General features: G+C 50.7%; 22 protein-coding genes and 1 other RNA gene. 8 read left to right on the forward strand and 15 right to left on the reverse strand.

What is annotated here, in order from left to right:
• Nucleotides 1-71: 71 nt before the first annotated feature.
• The 3 genes from ftsZ to MTC_RS08285 form a co-directional block, all read right to left on the reverse strand.
• Nucleotides 72-1,211 (reverse strand): cell division protein FtsZ, encoded by a 1,140-nt coding sequence (gene ftsZ, locus MTC_RS08275; protein ID WP_048189611.1) that lies wholly within the window; start codon nucleotides 1,209-1,211, stop codon nucleotides 72-74.
• A gap of 302 nt (nucleotides 1,212-1,513) precedes the next feature.
• On the reverse strand, nucleotides 1,514-1,915 hold the full coding sequence (locus tag MTC_RS08280; RefSeq protein WP_014406244.1) for a hypothetical protein: 402 nt from the start codon (nucleotides 1,913-1,915) through the stop codon (nucleotides 1,514-1,516).
• Between the two features lie 11 nt (nucleotides 1,916-1,926).
• On the reverse strand, nucleotides 1,927-2,184 hold the full coding sequence (locus MTC_RS08285) for a hypothetical protein (protein ID WP_014406245.1): 258 nt from the start codon (nucleotides 2,182-2,184) through the stop codon (nucleotides 1,927-1,929).
• Between the two features lie 159 nt (nucleotides 2,185-2,343).
• Between MTC_RS08285 and MTC_RS08290 the strand changes: the two genes are divergently transcribed.
• From MTC_RS08290 to MTC_RS08300, 3 genes are read left to right on the forward strand one after another with little or no spacing between them, the layout of a single operon-like run.
• Entirely contained in the window at nucleotides 2,344-3,138 is a 795-nt protein-coding gene (locus MTC_RS08290) for a 2-amino-3,7-dideoxy-D-threo-hept-6-ulosonate synthase (protein ID WP_014406246.1), read from the forward strand.
• Nucleotide 3,139: 1 nt separating this feature from the next.
• On the forward strand, nucleotides 3,140-4,084 hold the full coding sequence (locus MTC_RS08295; RefSeq protein ID WP_014406247.1) for an ABC transporter ATP-binding protein: 945 nt from the start codon (nucleotides 3,140-3,142) through the stop codon (nucleotides 4,082-4,084).
• Nucleotides 4,077-4,844, forward strand: a complete 768-nt coding sequence (locus MTC_RS08300; protein WP_014406248.1) for an ABC transporter permease — start codon at nucleotides 4,077-4,079, stop codon at nucleotides 4,842-4,844. Before MTC_RS08295 ends, MTC_RS08300 begins: the two co-directional genes overlap by 8 nt.
• Before the next feature lie 65 nt (nucleotides 4,845-4,909).
• Here the strand turns inward: MTC_RS08300 and MTC_RS08305 are convergent, their stop codons facing one another.
• Nucleotides 4,910-5,383 carry a hypothetical protein gene (locus MTC_RS08305; RefSeq protein WP_014406249.1) on the reverse strand — a complete coding sequence of 158 codons (474 nt, stop codon included), beginning with the start codon at nucleotides 5,381-5,383 and terminating at the stop codon, nucleotides 4,910-4,912.
• 227 nt (nucleotides 5,384-5,610) lie between these two features.
• Here MTC_RS08305 and MTC_RS08310 point away from each other — a divergent pair, with 227 nt between their 5' ends.
• Complete coding sequence (locus MTC_RS08310) at nucleotides 5,611-7,074, forward strand: NCS2 family permease (RefSeq protein WP_014406250.1); 1,464 nt, start codon at nucleotides 5,611-5,613, stop codon at nucleotides 7,072-7,074.
• A 29-nt stretch (nucleotides 7,075-7,103) separates the two neighbouring features.
• Here the strand turns inward: MTC_RS08310 and MTC_RS08315 are convergent, their stop codons facing one another.
• Nucleotides 7,104-7,535, reverse strand: coding sequence for a hypothetical protein (locus MTC_RS08315; protein WP_014406251.1), 432 nt, complete (start codon nucleotides 7,533-7,535; stop codon nucleotides 7,104-7,106).
• A gap of 92 nt (nucleotides 7,536-7,627) precedes the next feature.
• Nucleotides 7,628-8,512: a methionine synthase gene (locus tag MTC_RS08320; protein WP_014406252.1), complete on the reverse strand. Its 885-nt coding sequence runs from the start codon at nucleotides 8,510-8,512 to the stop codon at nucleotides 7,628-7,630.
• Between the two features lie 97 nt (nucleotides 8,513-8,609).
• Between MTC_RS08320 and MTC_RS08325 the strand changes: the two genes are divergently transcribed.
• Nucleotides 8,610-9,011: a VOC family protein gene (locus MTC_RS08325; protein ID WP_014406253.1), complete on the forward strand. Its 402-nt coding sequence runs from the start codon at nucleotides 8,610-8,612 to the stop codon at nucleotides 9,009-9,011.
• A gap of 10 nt (nucleotides 9,012-9,021) precedes the next feature.
• Here MTC_RS08325 and ffs read toward each other — a convergent pair.
• The 6 genes from ffs to MTC_RS08355 form a co-directional block, all read right to left on the reverse strand.
• Nucleotides 9,022-9,334: signal recognition particle sRNA (gene ffs / locus MTC_RS12875), an RNA gene on the reverse strand.
• A 60-nt stretch (nucleotides 9,335-9,394) separates the two neighbouring features.
• Entirely contained in the window at nucleotides 9,395-10,402 is a 1,008-nt protein-coding gene (locus MTC_RS08330; RefSeq protein ID WP_014406254.1) for a metal ABC transporter substrate-binding protein, read from the reverse strand.
• Between the two features lie 89 nt (nucleotides 10,403-10,491).
• A complete protein-coding gene (locus MTC_RS08335; RefSeq protein ID WP_081476814.1) occupies nucleotides 10,492-11,067 on the reverse strand; it encodes a DUF169 domain-containing protein in 576 nt (191 codons plus the stop codon).
• Between the two features lie 190 nt (nucleotides 11,068-11,257).
• Nucleotides 11,258-12,088 carry a metal ABC transporter permease gene (locus MTC_RS08345; RefSeq protein WP_014406255.1) on the reverse strand — a complete coding sequence of 277 codons (831 nt, stop codon included), beginning with the start codon at nucleotides 12,086-12,088 and terminating at the stop codon, nucleotides 11,258-11,260.
• Nucleotides 12,089-12,817: a metal ABC transporter ATP-binding protein gene (locus MTC_RS08350; RefSeq protein WP_014406256.1), complete on the reverse strand. Its 729-nt coding sequence runs from the start codon at nucleotides 12,815-12,817 to the stop codon at nucleotides 12,089-12,091. It abuts the gene before it with no gap.
• 13 nt (nucleotides 12,818-12,830) lie between these two features.
• The gene (locus tag MTC_RS08355; RefSeq protein ID WP_014406257.1) at nucleotides 12,831-13,271 is read right to left on the reverse strand and encodes a formylmethanofuran dehydrogenase subunit E family protein; all 441 of its coding nucleotides are present in this window, start codon (nucleotides 13,269-13,271) and stop codon (nucleotides 12,831-12,833) included.
• 92 nt (nucleotides 13,272-13,363) lie between these two features.
• Between MTC_RS08355 and MTC_RS08360 the strand changes: the two genes are divergently transcribed.
• Complete coding sequence (locus MTC_RS08360; RefSeq protein WP_048189215.1) at nucleotides 13,364-13,777, forward strand: nucleoside 2-deoxyribosyltransferase; 414 nt, start codon at nucleotides 13,364-13,366, stop codon at nucleotides 13,775-13,777.
• 36 nt (nucleotides 13,778-13,813) lie between these two features.
• Here MTC_RS08360 and MTC_RS13110 read toward each other — a convergent pair whose 3' ends face one another.
• From MTC_RS13110 to MTC_RS08370, 3 genes are all read right to left on the reverse strand, one after another.
• Nucleotides 13,814-14,455: a hypothetical protein gene (locus MTC_RS13110; protein WP_143767113.1), complete on the reverse strand. Its 642-nt coding sequence runs from the start codon at nucleotides 14,453-14,455 to the stop codon at nucleotides 13,814-13,816.
• 153 nt (nucleotides 14,456-14,608) lie between these two features.
• Entirely contained in the window at nucleotides 14,609-19,960 is a 5,352-nt protein-coding gene (locus MTC_RS13540; RefSeq protein WP_394296120.1) for a DUF3344 domain-containing protein, read from the reverse strand.
• 325 nt (nucleotides 19,961-20,285) lie between these two features.
• Entirely contained in the window at nucleotides 20,286-20,483 is a 198-nt protein-coding gene (locus tag MTC_RS08370; protein ID WP_014406261.1) for a hypothetical protein, read from the reverse strand.
• An 89-nt stretch (nucleotides 20,484-20,572) separates the two neighbouring features.
• On the opposite strand from MTC_RS08370, the gene MTC_RS13140 reads away from it, so the two are divergent.
• Together MTC_RS13140 and MTC_RS08380 are read left to right on the forward strand one after the other, a co-directional pair.
• Nucleotides 20,573-21,361, forward strand: a complete 789-nt coding sequence (locus MTC_RS13140) for a type IV toxin-antitoxin system AbiEi family antitoxin domain-containing protein (RefSeq protein ID WP_048189219.1) — start codon at nucleotides 20,573-20,575, stop codon at nucleotides 21,359-21,361.
• Nucleotides 21,358-22,104 carry a nucleotidyl transferase AbiEii/AbiGii toxin family protein gene (locus tag MTC_RS08380; RefSeq protein ID WP_014406263.1) on the forward strand — a complete coding sequence of 249 codons (747 nt, stop codon included), beginning with the start codon at nucleotides 21,358-21,360 and terminating at the stop codon, nucleotides 22,102-22,104. Before MTC_RS13140 ends, MTC_RS08380 begins: the two co-directional genes overlap by 4 nt.
• Nucleotides 22,105-22,202: the final 98 nt, after the last annotated feature.

A 22,202-nucleotide genomic window follows, 5' to 3' on the forward strand; every position in this document is an offset into this window, starting at 1 on the left:
AGCTTATAACAGGAAAAATAAAAGTTAAAAAAAGAAAAGTCGGCGTCCCTTTCGTTTTTAAATATGAAAGCTTACTTTATCACGTCAATAATGGACTTGGAGGTCTTGCCGCTGCCACGCATCTGAATCCTTCCCGAAAGCGCCTCATCAGATGCTGCGGAGGCCTTCTGGCCCCTTCCCATGATCTGCGGCGACTGCACGCCAGTCATTATTGCGAGAACCCTTACCTTGCCCTCATAGTCCTTCTGAATCCTGGCGCCCCATATTACGTTGGCATGAGAATCCAGCTCATACGTGAGCGACTCTGCTATGCTCTCAGCCTCACGCAGCGTCAGGTCCGGCCCACCAGTTATGTGCACAAGCGCGCCAGTAGCGCCCCTGTAATCAACGTCGAGCAGCGGATGATTCAGGGCGGTGCGTACCACGTTATCGGACTTATCCTGGCTCTTCGTCTCTCCTACGAGCATTACGGCCACGCCGCCTGCGTTCATTATCGCCTTAACGTCTGCGAAGTCCAGGTTAATGAGCGAAGGCCGGGTAATCGTCTCCGATATGCCCTTCACCGTCTCAGCTATAAGCTGATCCATTACAGAGAAGGACTGCTCCAGAGGCAGGTTAGGCACATACTCGAGCAGGCGGTTGTTATCAAGCACGATGACCGTGTCAGCGGCCGCCCTGAGGTCCGCAATTCCCTCCTCTGCCTTCACCATCCTGGCCCTTTCTACCTTGAAGGGAGTGGATACCATGCCGACCACTATGGCGCCCGCCTCCTTGGCGACCTGCGCCACAATTGGCGCCGTGCCTGTACCAGTTCCTCCTCCCATGCCCGCGGTGATGAACACCAGGTCCGCATCCTTAAGGACTTCCTGCAGGGTGCTCCTGGCAAGCTCTGCAGCCCTCTTCCCTATCTCGGGGAAGCCGCCGGCGCCCAGACCCCTGGTCAGCGATTTGCCGACGAGGATCTTCTTGTCCGCCTTGATGACGTCCAGGTGCTGCTTATCGGTGTTCACCGCAATGGTCTCGGCGCCATCGACGCCAATATTGTAAAGGCGGTTGATGGTGTTGTTGCCGGCGCCGCCGCACCCGACTATCTTGATCTGGGGAAGCCCAAAGTCCTCAAAATCGTTGCCAGCAGTGTTCTCCCCCTTGTCGTTCCTGTACTCACGTTCCATTTCAGTGTATTTCAGTGCTTCCTGCACAATTGATTGCATTGCCATTTTATTTCCCATCCCCATATTTTATAGCTTGGAAGACGTTTTTCGTGAGCTCTCTTTTGGCCGTCCTTTTTAGGCATTGGACGATTTTATGTGAAGGTGGGCCACTGTCTCGGCCCTAGAAGGGCATGTAAACTGGAGCTTTACCGAAGGCCGCATACATGGCTTTCGCTTATAAATCAACTCGTGTCGATTAGTTTAACTCTAACGACGACTCCAATCCAAACCCTAACATATTATACGCTTGTGCCCATATTTATACTTGCTGGAGGGTGGATGAAATATGGTTTTATGCCATTTCATATCTTCAGCGTAAGGCGGTTTATCACCAGGCTGACAATCAGGCAGATGGCAAAGCCGGTGAGAAGTGCATCCATGCCAGGCAATGGCATCCTATCGAGCAAAAAGTAAACGCCTGATACGAGCGCCACCACGAAGATGGTAACGCTCAACGCCACGGCGGCGCCGCCCATGAAGGACGCCGCGAGATTATCGCTCATCCTATCCAGTAAAACTGATGCGGCTATGAAAGAGACGGCGAATACGACGAGCAGCACGGCCAACGACACATCCAGGCCAGTGCCTGAAAGCAGGCGCATGAAGCCGAGGCCGAGCAATGTCATCACCGATGATAGCATAAAAGAAATAAATAGCGCCTTTACGATAATCATGATTGGATTGGATACTTCAAAGCCCTTCATCGTCTCAACTTTTAGCCTTTGATGAACTTATAGATTATCGCTATTAGGCCGACCATCAGGCCCACCGCTATTATTGCGAAGAACATTAAGTTAGTGAACCCACCAGGGCCTTCAAACAGGTACCAGAATGAGTCGATGGCCTTTACTATGGCGCCATTCGCAATCCTATCTAGCATGATAGTGCCGTGGAACCCAAAATAATCAATGGCCATAATCAAGGCCGCTATTAAAAGAATTATGATGAGCAATATCCTATATATTCTACGCATACCCTTCCCCCTATAAAATAATCATTTAAAAGCATTTTTCGCTCATATACCTTATGAGGGAGAAGACGAAATATTTTTTTATAATGCTGGCATATAGATTTAGGTTTAATTATGTGAAAAAATATTTGGCCCATTACAAATCCTATAAACGAGGATCATATGAACGTTGGCAAATCCATAAGAATGAAGAGAATATTCGACCAGCGCACTAAAAAGACTGTCATGATACCCATGGACCACGGGATAACGCTCGGGCCGGCGAAAGGCCTCGAGAACGTCAGGGAGGTCATGCGTTGCGCCATCGAGGGCGGCGCAAACGCCTTGATCATGCACAAGGGCATCGTGAAAGATTGTTACGTTAATTGTGCCAGGGCTTCAGGGCTTATCATACATTTATCGGCCAGCACGAGCCTGAGCGCGGACCCTGACTACAAGATACTGTTGACGACGCCAGACGAAGCCTTAAGCCTGGGCGCGGACGCGATTTCCGTGCATGTAAACGTGGGCTCGGAAAAGGAGCACCAGATGCTGCTGGACGCGGGCATGGTATCGAGACGATGCGAGTATCTCGGCCTGCCCATGCTTGCCATGATGTACCCCAGGGGCAAGAACATCCATAACCAGTATGACCCCGACTTGATAGCACACGTATGCCGGGTGGGGGCGGAGATGGGCGCCGACGTGGTAAAGACCAATTATACCGGCGACCCGGATACTTTTAAAAGGGTCGTCAGGGGCTGTCCGGTACCCGTGCTCGTGGCCGGGGGCTTGAGGACGAGTACGGACACCGAGTTGCTGGAAAACATCGGCGGAGCCATGGAGGCAGGCGCTGCAGGCGTAGCAATCGGGAGGAACGTGTTCATGCATGAGGCGCCTGCGCTGATGGTGCACAGGATATGCGCAGTAGTACATGATGGCCTGAGCCCGGAAGAGGCAATGGATATCAGGGTCTAGAATGGAAACTGGCAATGATGTGCCGGCCATATCTATAAAAGGGCTGGTAAAGCGGTTCAATGGCCTTGTGGCTGTGGATGGCGTTGACCTGGAGATATCGCAGGGCGAGTTTTTCGGGCTGCTCGGCCCCAATGGCGCGGGTAAGACCACGCTCATAAGGATGCTCGTCGGCCTTTCAACCCCCACGTCAGGTAGCGCCAGCATTTTTGGCAGGGACGTGGTCAAGAACCCCATAGAAGCAAGGCGGCTCATCGGCGTATCGCCGCAAGAGTACAACTTCGACGAGAACCTCAAGGCGAAAGAAATACTCACGTATCATGCGGGCTATTATGGCATGGGCAGGGAAGAGCGAGAGCGCCGGGCCGACGAAATACTCGATTTTTTAGGCATCAAGGATAAGGCCGGCGAGTATTGCGATAAGCTGTCCGGGGGCATGAAGCGCAGGCTTTTAATCGGGAGGGCGCTGATGCAAAACCCCCGCGTGCTATTCCTGGACGAGCCGACCACCGGCGTGGACGTCCAGCTTCGGCGCTCGCTGTGGGATCTATTAAAAAAGCTGAACGCTAGCGGCACGACCATCGTCCTTACCACCCATTACATCGAGGAGGCGGAAAGCCTCTGTGGCAGGGTTGCCATCATGGACCATGGGAGGATAATAGCCATTGGCAGGCCGGAAGACCTCAAGAGGGCTGAGGTCGACTGTAGCAAGCTGGTGCTCGACATCGAGGGCGACAGCATTCCAGATCTAAAGGTGATACCAGAGGTCGCACGGTATTCGTATGGAAAGGGAAAGCTGACGGTACATGTGACCGATACCGGCACGGCCGCGGTAAAATTGCTCGACTACTTGAGGTCAAACCGGATAGCTGTCAGGTCCATGCATGTGAGGGAGTCGACGCTAGAGGACGTTTTTATCAGGCTGACGGGGCGGGATCTGCGTGAGTGAGCTTACAGCGTTATCCTTGATGTTGAGGCGGGAGATAATCCGCTTCATCAGGAAGCCGAACCGCACCATTTTGCCCAGCATCATCTCCACGTTCCTCTACATTTTCGCGTTCGGCTATGCCCTGGGCTCCGCGATACCCAGCATGGGCGGCTACTCTTACGTCCAGTTCATGTTGCCAGGCCTTGTCATGATGCAGGTCATACTGCACGCCTACATCAACCCTGCATACTCCCTATTTTCATCCCGCGAGGACAGGTATATCGAGGACCCTCTGACTACGCCCATGCGGTATTCAACCATGGTCGTTGCCTACGTTCTGGGCGGCATGGTTAGGGGACTTTTCATCGGCCTCATCATCGCGGGCATAACCATGCTTCTTTTCCGCATATGGATATACAATATTCTCCTGTTTGTTTTGTTTTTGTTGTTTACGGCCGCAACTTTTGCGAGCATAGGCGTTATGCTCGGCCAGTGGTCCAGGAATATAGAGGACGTGGGCAACGTCATGAGCTACGTGCTTAGCCCGCTTCTCTTTTTGGGCGGCGTGTTCTTCTCAATCGATATCATCCCAGCAGACTGGATTCGCTGGCTGTCATGGCTTGACCCGTTGACCTACGTGGTCGATGGATTCCGCTACGCGATGATTGGATACGAGCACACCAACCCATACTACTGTCTCTTCGCGATTATCGCCTCGCTAATCATATGCTTCTTTGCGAGCCTCAAGTTTTTTGAGAGTGGCTACAACCTGAAAACTTGAGCGTCTACCTTAAATTAAAAATATTCCGTTTTTGGAGGCTTATGGTGGCAACTACGGAAGATTATTTATTCAAGCCAGTCCTGGACAGGCTCGCCCTTGTTTATCTTGTCAGCCATAATGTAGGCGTCATACATGGCGTAGAGCCACGTCAACAGGGGAGCGGCAAAAATCGGCAAACAGCAAAGAGCGCCTAAGCCCAATGTTAAGATAGAGATTAACACGTAAACGATGACAATGATGCCTTCCAGGACTAAGTTGATAGCGCAAAGAATTATGCCCTTCCTGACCTGGCCATTATATATCTGGCCGAGGCCTATCAGAAGCCCGCTTACGAGGCCGCCGACCAGCGATAGCAACAGCGCCAGTACTGGCTCCTTTTTTACTGTGGCTTTGCCAGATGGCTGGCTCGCCATCTTCTCCACGCAAGACTTACAGGTTAGCTTACCGTTCACATCTACTGCACAATTTTGACAAACCGACTTGCCGCAAACCGTGCAGGTACCCACGGCGTCCACGTCTAGATGTACGTAACACTTCATGTAATGACCTCAATAATCATCATTGTCACTTAAACGGTTGTACATTAAATATATTTTGTTTCGCAGTCTATTTTTTAAATAATCAATTTTTGTCGACAAATTTATCAAAAAATTCCGGATTGAAATGGAATTTTTATACTATGGGCATAACGCCTTATTTATTTAAAAGCGCGGTGCAAACCTATATTAAGCCCTTAGAAATAAGGTAAAATCCAAGGTGGTTATCCTTGTACGAGCAAACCCAAAAAAAGAATGTAGAGGGTTCATCCATTACATCTTTTCTGGACAAGTATTTCCATATCAGCGAAAGGAATTCTAATATAAGGACTGAAATAATCGCCGGCGTGACCACGTTCATGACGATGGCCTACATCATCATCGTGAACCCTGGCATATTATCGGCGGCGGGCATGGATTTTAAGGCGGTATTCGTGGCCACATGCCTCGCGGCAGCGCTATCGACCTTCCTCATGGGCGTCATAGGAAAATACCCGTTCGCCCTCGCCCCTGGCATGGGCATGAACGCGGTCGTGACGTTCGGGATATGCATCGGCATGGGCTTATCATGGCAAATAGCGATGGCCCTCATCTTCATAGAAGGCCTTGTCATTTTGATTCTCGTGCTTACAAACCTTCGAGAACTTGTGATGAACTCCATCCCGGGCTCGCTAAAGATTGCCATAGGCGTTGCAATCGGCCTGTTCATAGCCTTTATCGGGTTTAAGGACTCCGGCATGATGGTGTCGAATCCTTCCACCTACATAGGATTTGGCAGCATGTCCAACCCCGTGGTGATAGTCTCGCTTATAGGGCTTATAATAATCATGGCTTTGATGGCCCTTAAGGTTAAGGGCAGCATTCTTTACGGAATTATTTTAACGTCAATAATAGCCCTGATAATGTGCTTTGCCGCGGATGCGGCTGGCATCGCCTTCAACGTATATAATAATGCGAACGTGCCCATGGTGGCGGGAGCTGCGCTTCCGGACGGCTTGAGTAACCTGCCATCATGGGGAGGCTCGATAATCGAGCTGCCGAATGCGGCAACCCTGAGCACTGTTGGCCAGCTGGACATCATGGGAGCTCTTAACATAGGCATCCTTACCCTGGTGACGCTGGTGTTCGCCCTGGGCATGGTCGACTTCTTCGACACCATGGGCACCGTGGTGGCGGTCGGCGGGCAGGCAAAGCTGCTTGATAAGGATGGCAAGCTGCCAGGCTTGAAGAATGTCCTGATGATAGACTCGCTGGCGGCGATGATCGGCGGCTTCATGGGGTGTAGCTCAAACACCACTTACGTTGAGAGCGCTTCGGGCGTGAGCGCGGGAGGGAGGACTGGCCTGGCGTCAGTGGTCACCTCTGTCCTGTTCCTCGTTGCCATGCTTTTCGTCCCGCTCGCCTACCTTATACCCGGCGCGGCGACGGCGCCTGCCCTTATCATCGTGGGCTTCCTGATGCTAACCCTTGTCAAGGACATACCATGGGATAAGCTTGAGGATGCTCTCCCCGCTTTCCTGACGATTGTGGGCATGGTGTTTACCTTTAGCATCTCGAAGGGCATTGGCTTTGGGTTCATATCCTATTGCCTTATTAAGACTGCCTCAGGTAAGTGGAGGGATGTGCACCCCATAATGTGGATTGTGGCGTTCGTGTTTGCCCTCTACTTCATATTCGTATCGAGCATAATATGAGCTAATCGGGGCTTTTGCCCCGATAATTTTTATTTTCTATAGAATAGAATAGTGTATGCCGCGATGACAAGTAATATGAAAATAAGCGCAGCGAGGACGTCGTGAAATGGCATTGACATGGCCGCTGTCGTTATAAGTGAGCTTTTAGGGTCTGTAGCCTGCGTAGTTTCTATTGGTATTGGGCTTGTAAAGGGCCCTGTAAAAGCCATATTTCCTTTTGTAGCATTCTCGGCCAGCGTCCTGAGGTGACTCATGGGGCTTACCACTCTTGACTGGATGTCGTGTATGCATTGTAGGCCGTACATCGTAAGGTTATAGGCGCCAGCGTCGGAAGGGTCGATGGAATGCGCCTGTGTCGCGTTGACCTCGTTCAACGTCTCTAAATATTGGCTATTTGCCGTATCGTTCATGTTACGGATGGTCTCGCTAAAAATCGTCCACACATCATGGCTTTCTAACATTATAAAATAATTAATATATTTATTTTTATAAGCGTAGTCCGTTAAAATGGCGATTGATTAAGGATTAAATGATAAGAAAGTTATGAATGGGCCTAGCCGATGCGCCTGGCCGCCTCTACCATGTTGGCTAGCTTCTGGTATGCTGCTTCTCTTGTTCGCATGCGTAGCCCGCAGTCAGGGTCAATCCACATGTTTTTCTTGCCTATCTTTTCGATTCCCATGCGTATAGTTCTCTCTATTTGCTCGGCCGTTTCCACGTTGTCGGTGGCAGTGTCGACACACCCATAGCCGATTATCTTGCCATATGCCTCGATTAGGTCCCTATCCATGGCCTCCAGGTTTTTTGAACTGGAGAATTCGTGGTCGAGGATGGTCACGTTGGCTTCCAGAAGTTTTTTAAAGATTGGACGGATGTCGCCACATACATGCATGGCTGGCACATCGATTCCCTTTGAGATGATGTTGACCGCCCTGATGCCCACCTCGAGGTCGGCATCCACGCTGAAAAAGGGCTCGTCAATCTGTATTATCTCAGCCCCCGCCTGCGTAAGCGCCCGCGCCTCTGCGGCTTGCGCATACGCGATATCATAGATAAGCTCTGGGTCCGAGTTCGACTTATATGGTGAGCCTTTTTCAACTATGGAGCTTTTTGCCATGGTTGTGGGTCCCGTTATAATGCCTTTGACTTTGGCCTGTCTGGCCAGCTTTTTCGCATAGAGATAATCACTGACGGTGGCAGGCTTGTCCGGGATTTCGATACGGTCTACGATCTTGTATCGGTTGCCTTCCTTGCGGTAGCCAGGCATGTTTAAAGCAAAAATCCCCACCATATCAGCGCGCACCTGGCCATCCGATATGATCGAGATCCCGGCCCTTTCCTGGTCCGCTATCGCAATCTCTATTGCTTTCCTGACATCCTCTTCGTTTTGCACGTTAACGCCGGTCGGATAGCTCCCGACCACTGTCGTAACCATCATATGAGCATGAGTATGAGTGTAAAATATTTAGATATTAGCATACTTTTTGGCTTCATTTTTTATCGTGCCGTCATAATACTCTAACCAGGGTAGAGCCATGCACACAGTTATTGCAGGAGAAAAGGTTAAGACGATGGGGCTATGTCATATCGCCATAGATGTTTCCGACATTGAGAGGTCATTGAAGTTTTACACAGAAATGTTTGACATGGACGTGCTGGACCGGACCGACCGCTTCATCCACCTGCGTACTCATGGAGGGTACGACAGCTTTTTCCTTTTTAGAGCCGACGGCCCCGTAAATCCACGCAAAGGCGGGCTTACGTATATGCACTTCGGGTTCAAGGTCGACGACGAGAACTTTGAAAAGGCTTTAGAGTACATAAATAAGTATGACGTTAAGGTACATCCGAACCCTGCCAGAGGGCCAGGCCGCTACGTATACATCGAGGACCCGGACGGCTACGTCATACAACTGGAGCCGGGCACATGTGAATAGGCAAGTAAGGTAGCGAGCACGCCATCAGTCGACGCCCGGCAATATGAAGGTTATCTCAGCCCTTTCCTCCAGCCCGCTACCCTGCAAGCGTCAGTTGTTCACGGTAAGCATGCTCCCTTCCGGGCCTGTGCCGGTCCCCGCAATTAAGGCGAGCGCCATGCTCTCCAGCATGGCACAGCGCCACCGCTAACCAAGCAGGACGGGCTTTCAACGTCCAGGATTGAGGCCTTCATACAGCCAGAGCGCCTTCATCAGGCTTCGTCCCCTGCATGCCGACGATTTCAGGTTACAGGTGACGCCGAATCACCCGGACTAGCTCGCCAACTAGACAGATAAACACGGCTTCGCAATAAACTTTTTCCTTCGAATTCAGATTTCAGCTTTTAGGAACTTTTTCCTTTTATTGCGAGCGCTGCGCCTATGAGCATTCCAAGAGCTATGGCTTCGAAGCCGATCGGCGTAGCCTTGGGGGTCGCCGTGGGCGTAGCAGGCGTCGCCGTAGCCTGCGGCAACACAAGCTGCTTATTATATTTGAGCACGTCGGCCATGGTCGTCGTGTTCGGCACCGAGCCCGGGAAATTCGTGAATATCACGCGCTTCGCGTTAATGCCCTTATCGTGCAGCGCCTCCTCGACTCCCTTAGCAAGCTCGCCGGATTGCATGTTCTCTATTATGTAGGCCACCTCCTTATACTTCTCAGGGTTGGCGTTGATGTCGTCCACGAGCTTAGCGGGAGTCTTGGTGCCGTTCATGGCGAACTCCGGCGCATAAAAGTTCACCACGTCCATTCCCAGCCAGTTCTTGACCGGCTCCTGCTGCCATAGCATGACGATGACCTTCGTCTTGTTGAGCTGCTGCTTTTCCTCCGGGGTAGGCTCCACCGCGTCAAACAGCTTAACATAATCGCTATAGCGCTGCTCATAATACGAAGCATTTGCCGGGTCTTTTTCCACAAGCCAGCCCTTTACCTCGGCTGCAAGCAGCTTGGCGTTGGTCGGCGTGTTCCATCCCCTGGATGGGTTTGAGACGGTCTTCCACGTCACCGTGCCATAGTTGTTGGCCTTCATGAAATCGTTGACAGCGGGCATGTTGTACTGCCTATCGTTGCTATCGTTGTAAGCCACGAACATGTCGGCGCTTTTTATGAAGTCCTTGTTGAGCTGTATGCGGTTTGGTATGATGTCCGTCTGGAGGTTCGGGCACATAGTTGGGTCCGCGATGGATATTGCTTCGACCTTGTCGCCGCCAATATACGTGATAGGATCCATGAGTACGCTGGTCGTGCATACCACTTTGAGCTTTCCAGTTCCCTGCGCGGCGCTAGCTGGCGCCATCAAAAAAATCGCTAATACAGCAAATACTGCGATATAGTATAATCGTTTGGTGGACATACATATTAATGAGTGTTACGAAGTATTTAAGTCTTATTACCTTTTGTATATATATTTAACAATTGTATTACATTTAATTAACTTCTATACTAGGCTCTTTTATAGATAAATGACTTCTCGATGTCCTTGGCCATCTGCACGGCCATCTTTATAGGTACGCCCATAGCCATGTAATCGTCAGGCAACCACTCCCTAGCAGATGGGTCAGTCGGCCCTATAAATACCTGGCCATTTGAAATATTTTTAGACATGCATGCAGGGTATGTGACCAATGTAGCGCATGCGGGACCCCACGGAACAGATACCTTACTTAATACATCCCGTGCCCTAAAATAGGCAAGAGCACACAGGTCTCTTATTTGCCCGCTCGTTCCGAAAAAAATGATGCATTTTACTCCCGGGTCTCCTTGTACATTCTCACATGCTTCCATAATTACGTATTTACCCAAAGGCGTGACCTTTCCTATTGATTTATACATTTCAAAAGCGACTTGTTCGCTTTCTTTTAGATATTTTGGATTGCAATCTTTTACTTCTTTTGACCCCATCGACATCAAACCTGCTAAGCGAGGGTCAAAGTTGTCATATCCAAACCAGGCAGGCCCGCCAATACACCTGCAAAAAAAAAAATTTGTCGGCTTCATTTCCGGCATATATCGGGCCATCGATTGTGCCCGTGGCAAGTTGGTATATGGCTGAAGCGATGCAGGGGCTTATCGAAGCCGTCCTGATGCCATTTTCCGGTATCCGATCGGAGCCGTATACGCAAATCGGCCTTACTTTTAAATTTACAGCACGGGCAAGAGCCGCTCCAATTTCCCTTATTAATATAGCCATAGGTCCTCACTGTTAGCTTTAATGCATTCTTGTAGAAACTCTTCTTTTAAAAGATATCACGACAGATATGCCAAATGCCCCCGTTAGAAGGAGAGCGACCAGGGGGGCTATGGGAAGCGTGAACTCAAAACCGGCCCAGACGCCCACGACGCTAATTATTAATGCTACGAGTGGCGCCACTATGAACATGCTCTTCACGTTGAAGCAGAACTGGCTGGCGATGGCGGCGGGCGTCACGAGCCAGACGAATATCAAAAGGCCGCCCACGATGTTGAGGCTAAGCGCCACCGAGAGGGCGATGATGAACAACAGGATATAATAAACGACCTTTACGCGTATCCCTGAAGCTTCCGCTATCTTCATGTTGAACATGATGGCCGCTATCTCCTTGTAGAATACGAGCACGAAGGCTATTGTGAGAATTGAGATTGCGGCCAGGGCGTATATTTCTTCACGGTAGAGTGAGATGACGTCGCCAAATAGCAGGGCGCTCGCCGATAAGCCTTTTCCCATATACTGCATGTATGATATCAAGAAAATAGCCACGGCCATGGACATGGCGAAGAGCACGCCAAGCGTCGCATCCGCCGCCATCTTCGCCTTATCGCTGATAGGGCCGATGAGCGCTGCGACCCCCACGCTAAAAGCTATGGCGGCAAGCTGAGCGCTCATATCTAGAAACATGCCTATGGCGGCCCCGGCGAAAGCAGCATGCGACATGGTGAATCCCATAGATGAGAGGCCCATCCTGGATATGATCACGCCCAGTATGCTGCAAGCAATTGAAGCGAACACCATCGCCTCGACCGCATGGCATACCACGTTGTTCTGTATCAAAGGCTCCAGCATTCAGCACACCGCACACGCTTTCCTTATGACCCCTTCGACTTCTCCAACCCTGCACGCCATATCAGAAATAATCCTGCCTCCTTCCATGACCACGAGTCGGACGCCCGTGTCGGGAAGGCCATCGAAGGCATGCGAAACCATGACGACGGGCGTGCCCTTCCTCACGATATCCTCGAAGACTCCCTTAAAATACTCCCTGGAATTAAAATCAAGATTGCTGAACGGCTCGTCCAGCAGCATGAGATCCGGCTCCTTTGCCAGGTTATGGGCTATCATCGCCTTTTGCTGCTGGCCCCCGCTCAGCGTGCCTATTGGCTTATTCACGAGGTCTTCGATGCCCGCCAGCCGTATCGCCCTATCTACAGCACGGTGGTCTTCCTCGGAGGGCCTGTTAAAAAATCCTAGCCGCCCATACCTACCCATCATCACAACCTGCTCGACAGTGAAAGGCGTAAATGGGTCAAAATAAAAGTTTTGTATGACGTAGCCAGCTCTCTTTCGGATATCTGGGCCAGAGCGGCGCACGTCGAGGCCGCACACCTTTGCGCTGCCATGCGTTATCTTTACCAGGCCGTTAATCGACTCTAGCAGGGTCGTCTTGCCAGCCCCATTAGGGCCGCCGATGACAACGAATTCGCCCCGGCCTACTTTCAGAGACAAATCCTTTATAACAGGCTTATCGCCGCCCTCATAAGCGGTATATATCCCATTCAGCTCTATGATGCTCAAGTGTTCCGCCCCGCTACCTTGAGCTAACGCTGAAAAGCTCAGTATCATCCATTCTATACATGTCCACGGCAAGCTGCTCAATAAGCTCGCTATAATGGTGGTCGTCCTTCGGAGGAAACTTTATGGGCATGGGCCTTAAGACCAGCTTTTTACCATCCGACAAGAATTCGCACTTCACCTCGTTGGATTTTACTAATTCAATGTTCCTCTTGCCGAGCGTGCAGCCACTGCCTATCTGCACGCCATCCGCTATACAGGATTGTGGAGGAGTACAGGAGCAATAGACCACAGCGCTCATCTTAAAAGGGTCCATGCAGAAATAGCGCCTCACATACCTGCCCATCCTGTATCCGAGGACAATGTATGGGCCGAGGTGGCCATGGAAGGCCGCGAGGTCCTCAATCGTGTAATTCTTATCCAAACCGGTATATTTGCATCCGCCCATGTCGTGCATGTTACACAAATATCACTTTAAACGCTTAAAGCTTATGATGTTAATAACTAATAATAACATTTTTATCCTTTATGCTACAATATCAAATCCTTATGAGGCTATTCCTGTCAGGCCCATTCTTTAGCGACGAAGAGGCGGAGAGGATTGATAGAGTTAAGGGTGCCCTTGAGAAGCTTGGCTTTGAGGTATACAGCACGTCGCACCGTAACCCGCCCATCGACCTGGGCAGTAAGGCGCAAAAGAGCAGGAGGTTTAAGCTTTTGTGTAAGGAGATCGAGAAGAGCGATGGGCTGTTCGCGGTGCTCGACGGTAAAGACCCGGGGACGATATGGGAGATGGGATACGCCTCGGCCCTGGGCAAGCCCGTGGTGGCCTTCACTGAAGGAGAGCCCTTCTTTTCCCTGATGCTCGATGGGTCGGCGTTATGGATAAATGGATTTGGCAAGATAGATAAAAAAGTAAAAAAGTTTTATGAGAAAAAACCATTCACGCGAAGGCAAAGCTAAATGATTTCTTTTATGCTTCGCGTGAATGGTTTTTATTTATTTTTTCTTTATCCAGTATACTCCTGTAGCTATTATGACCGCTAAAATTGCGAGCATTACAACTACAAGGTATAATGGGCCCTGACTTTGAATCTGCGTGGGACTGGCGGTCTCCGTCGGCTCAACAGGCGGAGGTGAAGGTGAGGCTTCCTCTGATGGCTCTACGGTACTCGTTGGGATAACGGTAGAAGTAGGACTCGGGCTGGGATATGGCGTAGATGTAGGATTACTTGTATGGGTGCTCGCCGGATTCGATGTTGGTGTTGGTGTTGGTGTTGGTGTTGGCGTTGGCGTTGGGGTTACTTGCGCTTGTACTGTTAGTTCTCCGCTGTTTGTTCCTGCGTTTATGGCGTCTCCTCCGTCCGCGTCCATCTTGCGCACGTTAACGTTGATCCTTGTTGAGCCGGCTGCGTCTCCTCTCACCTTTATTGTCGCGAGCTGAGTATTCCTCGACCCGTTCTCTATTCTCTTGTTAAGGTCTACGGCGCTCAGTCTTATAGTATCGCCGGGCGTTCCTGTAGTATTGGTTAGGGTGGCCCATGATGGGTAAGACGCTGAAACTATCTCTCCTACGTTGCCATCCGATAGGGATACTTCTATGAGGTATCCTGCAAGCCCTTTCGGCAGCTCGTCTACCATTAGAGAATACTCCACGCTATCGCCTACGCTTGTCGACGTGCTCGAAGGGCTGAAAAACACGTTTTCGGCGAGAGCAGCACCAGACCCGAAAACAAACAGGCCAAATATTAAGATGGGGGCAATTATTGCGCCCCCCACTCTAGCTCCTGTTATTTATATCACCTCTAGTATTTCCCAGTATAGCTGGACGATGTCGTCGAAATCGATCCTGTCATTGTGGTTGTAGTCGTATGGGCCTACGCCGACCCTGGCATTGTTCTCTACCCACTCCACGTTCTGGAATAATACGACCACGTCGTCGAAGTCCAGTTTGCCGTTGCCATTCACGTCCTCAAAGAGGAAGTCATCGTCAGGGTCCAATGGGGCGTTTGAGTGGCCGGGGAACGCTTCCACATAAGGCCTTACCTTAATGTAGTCTACGATGGTTTTAGTGTCTTCCGCGTACTGGTTTGCTGCCGTGAGGCTTACCGTGTAGTTGCCCGACGTCGTGTAGGCGTGCGTGGGGTTTTGTTCGGTCGTGGTGTTCCCGTCGCCGAAGTTCCACTGCCACGATGTCGGTCCGGGGGCGCCGGTGGTAAGGTCTGTGAAGCTCACCATGAATGGGGAGAGCGGGCCGGCAGTGCCCGAGGTCGCGTTAGCCGTGAAATTGGCGACAACGTACGTGTAGACGGTGAAGCTTCCATTATTCGTCGCCCCAAGAATGGCAGAGCCTGCGTCATCGTCCATATGGACTCCATCTATCATGACGCCTGTCATTCCTGGCGCGTCTCCTCTCAGCGTTATGGTGGCAAGCGTAACGTTCGATGCGCCAGGCTCTACTAGCTTGTTCAGGTCTACGCCGCTTATCCGCACGTTGTCGCCTGGTAGCGTCGTCGTAGAGTTCAGAGCCGCCCACGCCGGGTAGCTAACGTTGACTACCTCGCCAACGCTTGCATTATCAAGGGACACGTTCAACGCATACCCGGATAGCCCCAGCGGCAGCGAAAGCGCTACGATGTCTATAGCTCTTGTACCGTCGACGGGCGCGTTCTCCGAGGAGGGCACGATGGATATGGTAACGATCGATGGAGATACGGTTATATAATCGGCTTTAGCCTCGGAGTCGCTGCCGCCAGGCCCTGCCACGGTGAGGTTAACCGTGTAAGTGCCAGCAGATGCGTACGTGTGTACCGGGTTTTGTTCTGTGCTGTCCACTATGCCATCGTTGTCGAAGTCCCAGGCCCACGACGTGGCATTCCTGGAAAGGTCGGTGAACTGTACGGTGAGTGGCGCCGTTCCTGAAGTCACGTTGGCCGTGAAGTCTGCCACCGGCGCCTCCTCGGCGTGCTCTACGACCAGTATCACGTTCTGGGCATACATGCTATCTCCTCCATTGCCGGTATCATAGCTCTGGAGTCTTGCCGTGTTATCGCCGCTGGCCAGTGCGTCCTTCACGTCATACGCTGAAAAGCCAATCTGCGGAGATGTCATGTAATCCTGCCAGAATCCCGTATACTCATTTCCGTTGAAGAAGAACTTGCTCTTGCCCGTATCGGCCGCGCTCGAGAGGATGGCGATCGCCCTGGCGCTCTTCACATCGCTATTGTTGACGCCTGCGAAGGTCGCGTAGGCGGTGGCCTCATCGCTCGTGACCGAATAAGTGCTCTTAGACGCCAGGATATCGCACTCATCGTTGATCCAGACTTTCTTCCAGGTAGCATTGTTATCTTCGTATACTACCACGAGGTATGCGCCGTAGATGCCGTAGTTGTTCCCCGCCTCGGGGGTAATGGTTATGCTGTTGCCCGATGCATTGAACAGGCCGGTCACGTCGTAGACGTAGACGCCCTGCGGATAGTCGGAGGTCCCGTAGCCTTTGCGGTCCTTGTACGTCGCTATCGGCGTCACCACGTTCCCGTTAAAGGACATGGTGAACGCAGGGTCGGTTGTCATCTTATTCCACGTGTATCCCTGGTAAAGCCTGGCGCTCAGGACAGTGGCCCCTGGCGGTATCTGGATATCTGATGAGGACCAGTTGTACACCTTCGCGGTCCAGTTTGCAGAATTGTAGGCGGCATTGCCGCTGGAATATTTAACATCGATCCTCCCCTCGAATGTCGCCTGCGTGCTTATATCGCTGCCGCCCGTGTACCGCTTGCCCTTGTAGCCGTTATTGTACACTGTCAGCGCCGATATAAGCGAGTTGTTAGTCTCATTGGACTCTGTCACGGCGTCCGTGGAGTCTGCAGTCGCGGTGACAGTCACATTCGAGCCGGCCACGCGTATTGTGGTATCGCTAAATGTAATGTTTATAGAAGCTCCGGCTTCGAGGCTGTTTACTGATGCGTTGTATATCATCCTATCGATGTCAAGGCTTACCGTGAATGCCGCCGAGGATGCATTGCCCTGGTTTTTCACAGTAACGTTTATCAGGTTGGACTCGTTGGCAAAGAGGCAGTCCCCCGCCCCCTTGTTCGGCGAGACTGCAGTGATCACCAGGTCCGGCATCGACGGCTGGCTTACTGTAATGTAGTCTGTCTTGATTTCGCTATCGCTCCCTCCCGGCCCCGTAATCGTGAGGTTTACCGTATACGTGCCCGGAGCATTATACGTGTGGACGGGGTTTTGTTCTATGCTGTCCACTATGCCATCGTTGTTGAAGTCCCAGGCCCAGCTGGTGATATTACCTGTGCTACGGTCGGTGAACTGCACGGTGAGCGGGGCCATGCCACCCGTAATGTCCGACGTGAAATTAGCGGCTGGTGCCTCATACGGGTATTCTACGACGAGGAACGCCTGCGCGGCACACATGCATGGCGATGCTCCTGCAGTGCTCTGCATGCCAACCAGGTTTGGGCCTCCAGTAGCGTTAAGATATTCTTTTATATCTCTCACATCGACTGCTACCTGTGAAGAATCGCTTTCTCCCGTTGTCTCCTGGCCATAGCTCCATACAAGGTGCCCTATCTGCTGGCCATTCACTATCAGGTTACCCTCACCCGGGTCACCCGTATTCTGTGGTGCTCCTGAAGGGCATGTCGTAATAAGGATAGCCCTTGTAGCGTTCGCTACGTCTATGTCCATACCCGTAAATGGTATGTATGCCGTTGCCTCTTCTTCGGTTGTGCCATAGTCGTTCTGGCTCGCGCCCAGCAGGTCAAAGCCCTCGTTAAGGAATATCTGCTTCCTTGAGGCGTTCTGATCTTCATAGACTACGGCCAGCATGAAGCCGTACATCGATATCTTTGCGGTCGAACTGCTATTACGTGTGAAGACGACCTCGTTAAAGTCGTTCTTTCTGTACAGATCGGTCACGTTATAGGTTATTAAGCCATATACAAAATTCGAGTACGCGCCAAAGTTGGACTGATCGTGCTCCCAGTGTTCATAGGGTACTCTGACTCCATTGAAGTCAACCGTTACATTGTCAGGTGCTACGAATGAGTCATCCCATGTGTATGGCACGTATAGCCGTACTTCCCTGACTGTCGCGCCCGCCGGTATCGTGAGGTTTTCGGGCGTCCATCCTACCGTATAGTTGGTCCATCCGCCCACGCCAAAGCTTCCTGACCGGTAGGAACTGTTCCCAAATGAGTAGACGAGACCGCCCTTAAGGTCATAGGTCCTGTGAGTGGTAACGTTCTCCTTGCCTTCCCAGTAATGGGCGCCTTTATACCCATTATATAGTACGTTACGTGTTACTGTCTTAGTGTTATCGGTCTCAAGTGTTTCCGGTACAAGATTATCCGGGTCAATGACTGCCGTATAAGTTACCGTACCGCCCTGAAGCGGACGGATGGTGGGGTCCGTTATATTTAATAAAATATATTTCGAACCACTCATTGTGGCCATTTCAGGCACTGTTATACGGCCTGACCATCCATCGCTGGCATTAATTAATATTTCTGTTGTGGGCGAATAGCCCACTAAATTTTGTACCCCAATCCTGATCCGGTTGGTCTCTTTGGCAAATACTGATGAGCCATCCAGCATCGGAAGGGTGTAGACTTTAAGATTGCACTTTGCGGTTATATAATTAGCCTTTATCGTACTGTTAGAGCCGCCTGGACCTGTTACAGTTAAGTTTACTGTGTAATAGCCTCCCACCGAGAAGTTGTAGACTGGGTTTTGTTCTGTACTGTCCACCATGCCATCGTTGTCGAAGTCCCAGGCCCAGCTGGTGATATTACCTGTGCTACGGTCAGTGAAACTAACGATTAGAGGCGAGTTCCCGCTCGTTACATTAGCAGTGAAATCTGCGACAGGCGCCGCCAAACTTACCGTAATGTAGTCTGTCTTGATTTCGCTATCGCTTCCCCCTGGCCCTGTGACTGTGAGGTTGACCGTGTACGTGCCCGGGGCATTATACGTATAGACTGGGTTTTGTTCTGTACTGTCCACCATGCCATCGTTGTCGAAGTCCCAGGCCCAGCCTGTTATGCTCCCTGTTGACTGGTCGGTGAACTGTACGGTGAGCGGCGTCACGCCGGACGTCACATTTGACGTGAACTGGGCGACAGGCGATGTAGCTGCTGTCAGGTGCTGCACTTTAAGTATGGCGAGGGGTAGCTTGAAGAACCCTGCTATGCCCGTTGCTGGCAGATACCTTGAATATGCGAAGGTCACGTCGCTGCTACCGTTTATCAGGCTGGTGACATCCCAAGTTTTTACTCCAGAATAGGCTCCCTGGACATCTGGAGTCCTGTCAAGCTCCTGGTTTGTGAAATTTCCAGTTTTCGTGGAAGCTACGAAATTATTATCGCTGGTCGGGAAACCATAGAACCCGCTGTTGCTTGCCATATAATCAATTGCAAGGGTGGCTGATGATATAGGCCCGATACCCTGGGTATTAAACGTCGTAGTACCAACAGCCACCTCATCGTAATGGTCCTCACAATAGTATGAGCACACGTCATGCCCCTGGTTAATCCAGTACTGTATCTGGTCGCTGTCGCCATCATTATATGCGACTACCAGCGAGATGACTTTAATCCTCCCATCATATGAGCCTTCAGTATTAACGTTTACGTTAATGGTCTGGCCCTGTATCATGTTTGTTACATCATAGTACATGAGGTAGTCGCTTGTGACCCTCGTCTCGTGGTCGTTGATTATTTTATAGGGGTCGTTAGCGCCCCCACCAAACGCCGTGTTATCGTTTCCCGAGATTCCATCGCCTTGAGCTACCACAAAGTGGAATGGTGCGTGTCCGGTCTCCGTCCAGGTCTGTTCGTATACCCCATCACCATTCCCATCCCACTTGTTAGTGATTGTGAATGCATAGTCATTTTGCATGTGTCCGCAGTACGCAGATATATACAAACGGGCCCATTGTATCCTTCCCGGCTCGGCTACCGCTGCGGCGGGTAACGTGAACGTTTTGGTCACGTTTTTGTCTCCCCAGTTTGGCGCTGGATTAATATCACACCATACGTCTCCAGACACAGTCCCCGTCTGCACCGTGGTAAGCGGCAGGCCGCCCACATAGTTATCTGCCGTAACGATGGCAGGTAATACGGCGATCATTACAATGAGGGCTATAAAAATGCCCGCTCCTCTAATACCATGCTTAATTCTCAAGCTATCCATAAAGATTTTAAGAGATAGGTGATTCTTTCCATCTTTATCATTACTGATTGGATTGGTCGATATAGAATTGATAGACATATGACCCCCTCTAAGGTAATTACTTGTCTTACTATCTCATTTATTGTATATAAAGATTGTTACAATCTTTGAAATATTGCGAATTAGTGTTAATTTAAATTTATATAATATTACAAATTAACTTTAAAATAGATTTAATTTTCTATTTTGATTATAAAAATGGTGGGGGTGTTTCCCCCATTTTTTAGATTATTTTTGTCACATTATTTTTAATAGTTCCCAGTAAAGCAGGACGATGTCGTCGTATTCTGCCGTTGTGGTTGACGTCCTCGATGACGTCGTCATCCGTGCCAGTCGGAACGTTCGCGTGGCCGGTAAACGCCTTCGCATACGGCGTCGAGACGGCATAGTCAGCCCTCGCCTTCACGTCGTTCAGGTACACATTAACGGCCGGCTTACATCGACCTTTTTAATTTAAGAACGATCGTGGCGTCGAAAAAAATTAATATTTATAACTTGTATCGTGTATTTGTGAGAAAATTAAAACAACAATATACAAAATATATTGGCATCTCCGCGAACGAGTCGTTCCTGCTATCCTCGATACGGGCCCGGGACCTACCTGTCTTCGGAGTCCGGGAGGTCGTATCCCTCTGCGGATGGAGCCGAAGCAGGACGTATAACACCCTCGTCTCGCTGGAAAGGAAAGGCGTGCTAACACGAATAAGGAGGAACAGCTATGCCATAACCGGCGAGCTCGCAAAAAACGTTTACCGGATCGCTACCGAAGCCGTTAAGCCATCGTACGTAAGCTTCTGGACGGCGCTCTCGCGCTACGGCTTCACGGAGCAGCAGGTAACCGCGGTACAGCTCGTCTCCACCAGGCAGGTCCCGGGGTTTTCCGTGGGGCCATACAGGCTCGAAATCGTGAAGTTCAGGCCGTCGCGGTTTTACGGCTACAAAAGGATGGATGGCTTCGTGATCGCAGAGCCGGAAAAGGCGCTTGTGGATTCCCTCGCCTATCCCAGCCTCTGCGGGGGCATAGGAGAGTTCGCGAAATGCCTGAGGGCTGCGTGGCCCGGCCTGGACAAAAAAAAATTCACGGAATACCTCCTTAAATTCAAAAATAAGTCGCTCGTATCTCGAGCGGGCTACCTTATCGAGCATATGGAGCTTAACAACGAGCTAGTTGGCTCGCTTCTCGGCCACAAATCCCCGGGATTCGTGCGCCTGGACACGGGGGCAAAAAAAGCCGGCACATACGACCATAAATGGAATATCATCATAAACACGGACATCGGGCGGGAGGAAATAAGATGATATCGCTCGAGCAATTAAAGGAATTGGCGAGGAAGAGCGGGCTTACTGTGTACCAGCAGGAGAAGGACTACTTCCTGAAGCTCTTCCTTTACGCGTACTTCAAGAGGTATCAGGACGCCGTTTTCAAAGGGGGGACCTGTATCAGGTATCTCTTCGGCATCGACCGGTTCAGCGAGGACCTCGACTTTAACATAAAAACTCCGCCGGAAACGTTCAAAATGCAGGTGAGAAAAGCTATAAAGGAGCTGGGATCCGTCGGAATAGAATCGTATTTCATCAAAGAAGAGCAATTCCAGGACGCGTATACGTGCGAGATCGGCTTCAACGGCCCATTATACAAGGGGACGCCGCAAACCAGGAACAAGATAAGGATTGATGCCGGAAAAAGGATAGGGACGCTCAAGGAACCGGAATGGAGGATGATATCTTCCGAATATCCTGAAACGAGGGAGCAATTTTTAGTCCTTGCGATGAGCGAGGAAGAAATACTCGTGGAAAAGGTAATAGCGCTCATGGAAAGAAGAAAGGGCAGAGACTTGTACGACGTATGGTTCCTCCTGGAGAAAAGGGTCCGCTTCGATGAGAGACTGCTGAATGAGAAGGGCGTGTCAAAGGTCGAATTCGGGCGTTTTCCATCCGAGGTGGAATACGAGCGTGACATGAGGCGCCTGACCCCTCGTGTTATCCCTTATGCGCAGGCGATGCGGAGAGTTAAAAAAGGGCTTGGAGCTTTTCCGGAATGAAGTCTCTGGCAAACGAAATAAGAGACAAGGCTTGACAATAAAATTCGACAATAAAATGTATGCCCTAATCATAACTTGTCTATCTTTTTATGCGTATC

It is taken from the genome of Methanocella conradii HZ254, assembly GCF_000251105.1.
Taxonomy (GTDB): Archaea; Halobacteriota; Methanocellia; order Methanocellales; family Methanocellaceae; genus Methanocella; species Methanocella conradii.

Bases quoted from the DNA above. Each gene is read 5' to 3' on its own strand.
- ftsZ (WP_048189611.1), bottom strand. From the start codon at position 1,211: ATGCAATCAATTGTGCAGGAAGCACTGAAATACACTGAAATGGAACGT.
- MTC_RS08280 (WP_014406244.1), bottom strand. From the start codon at position 1,915: ATGAAGGGCTTTGAAGTATCCAATCCAATCATGATTATCGTAAAGGCG.
- MTC_RS08285 (WP_014406245.1), bottom strand. From the start codon at position 2,184: ATGCGTAGAATATATAGGATATTGCTCATCATAATTCTTTTAATAGCG.
- MTC_RS08290 (WP_014406246.1), top strand. From the start codon at position 2,344: ATGAACGTTGGCAAATCCATAAGAATGAAGAGAATATTCGACCAGCGC.
- MTC_RS08295 (WP_014406247.1), top strand. From the start codon at position 3,140: ATGGAAACTGGCAATGATGTGCCGGCCATATCTATAAAAGGGCTGGTA.
- MTC_RS08305 (WP_014406249.1), bottom strand. From the start codon at position 5,383: ATGAAGTGTTACGTACATCTAGACGTGGACGCCGTGGGTACCTGCACG.
- MTC_RS08315 (WP_014406251.1), bottom strand. From the start codon at position 7,535: ATGTTAGAAAGCCATGATGTGTGGACGATTTTTAGCGAGACCATCCGT.
- MTC_RS08320 (WP_014406252.1), bottom strand. From the start codon at position 8,512: ATGATGGTTACGACAGTGGTCGGGAGCTATCCGACCGGCGTTAACGTG.
- MTC_RS08325 (WP_014406253.1), top strand. From the start codon at position 8,610: ATGCACACAGTTATTGCAGGAGAAAAGGTTAAGACGATGGGGCTATGT.
- MTC_RS08330 (WP_014406254.1), bottom strand. From the start codon at position 10,402: ATGTCCACCAAACGATTATACTATATCGCAGTATTTGCTGTATTAGCG.
- MTC_RS08335 (WP_081476814.1), bottom strand. From the start codon at position 11,067: ATGGCCCGATATATGCCGGAAATGAAGCCGACAAATTTTTTTTTTTGC.
- MTC_RS08345 (WP_014406255.1), bottom strand. From the start codon at position 12,088: ATGCTGGAGCCTTTGATACAGAACAACGTGGTATGCCATGCGGTCGAG.
- MTC_RS08355 (WP_014406257.1), bottom strand. From the start codon at position 13,271: ATGCACGACATGGGCGGATGCAAATATACCGGTTTGGATAAGAATTAC.
- MTC_RS08360 (WP_048189215.1), top strand. From the start codon at position 13,364: ATGAGGCTATTCCTGTCAGGCCCATTCTTTAGCGACGAAGAGGCGGAG.
- MTC_RS13110 (WP_143767113.1), bottom strand. From the start codon at position 14,455: ATGGTAGACGAGCTGCCGAAAGGGCTTGCAGGATACCTCATAGAAGTA.
- MTC_RS13540 (WP_394296120.1), bottom strand. From the start codon at position 19,960: ATGATCGCCGTATTACCTGCCATCGTTACGGCAGATAACTATGTGGGC.
- MTC_RS08380 (WP_014406263.1), top strand. From the start codon at position 21,358: ATGATATCGCTCGAGCAATTAAAGGAATTGGCGAGGAAGAGCGGGCTT.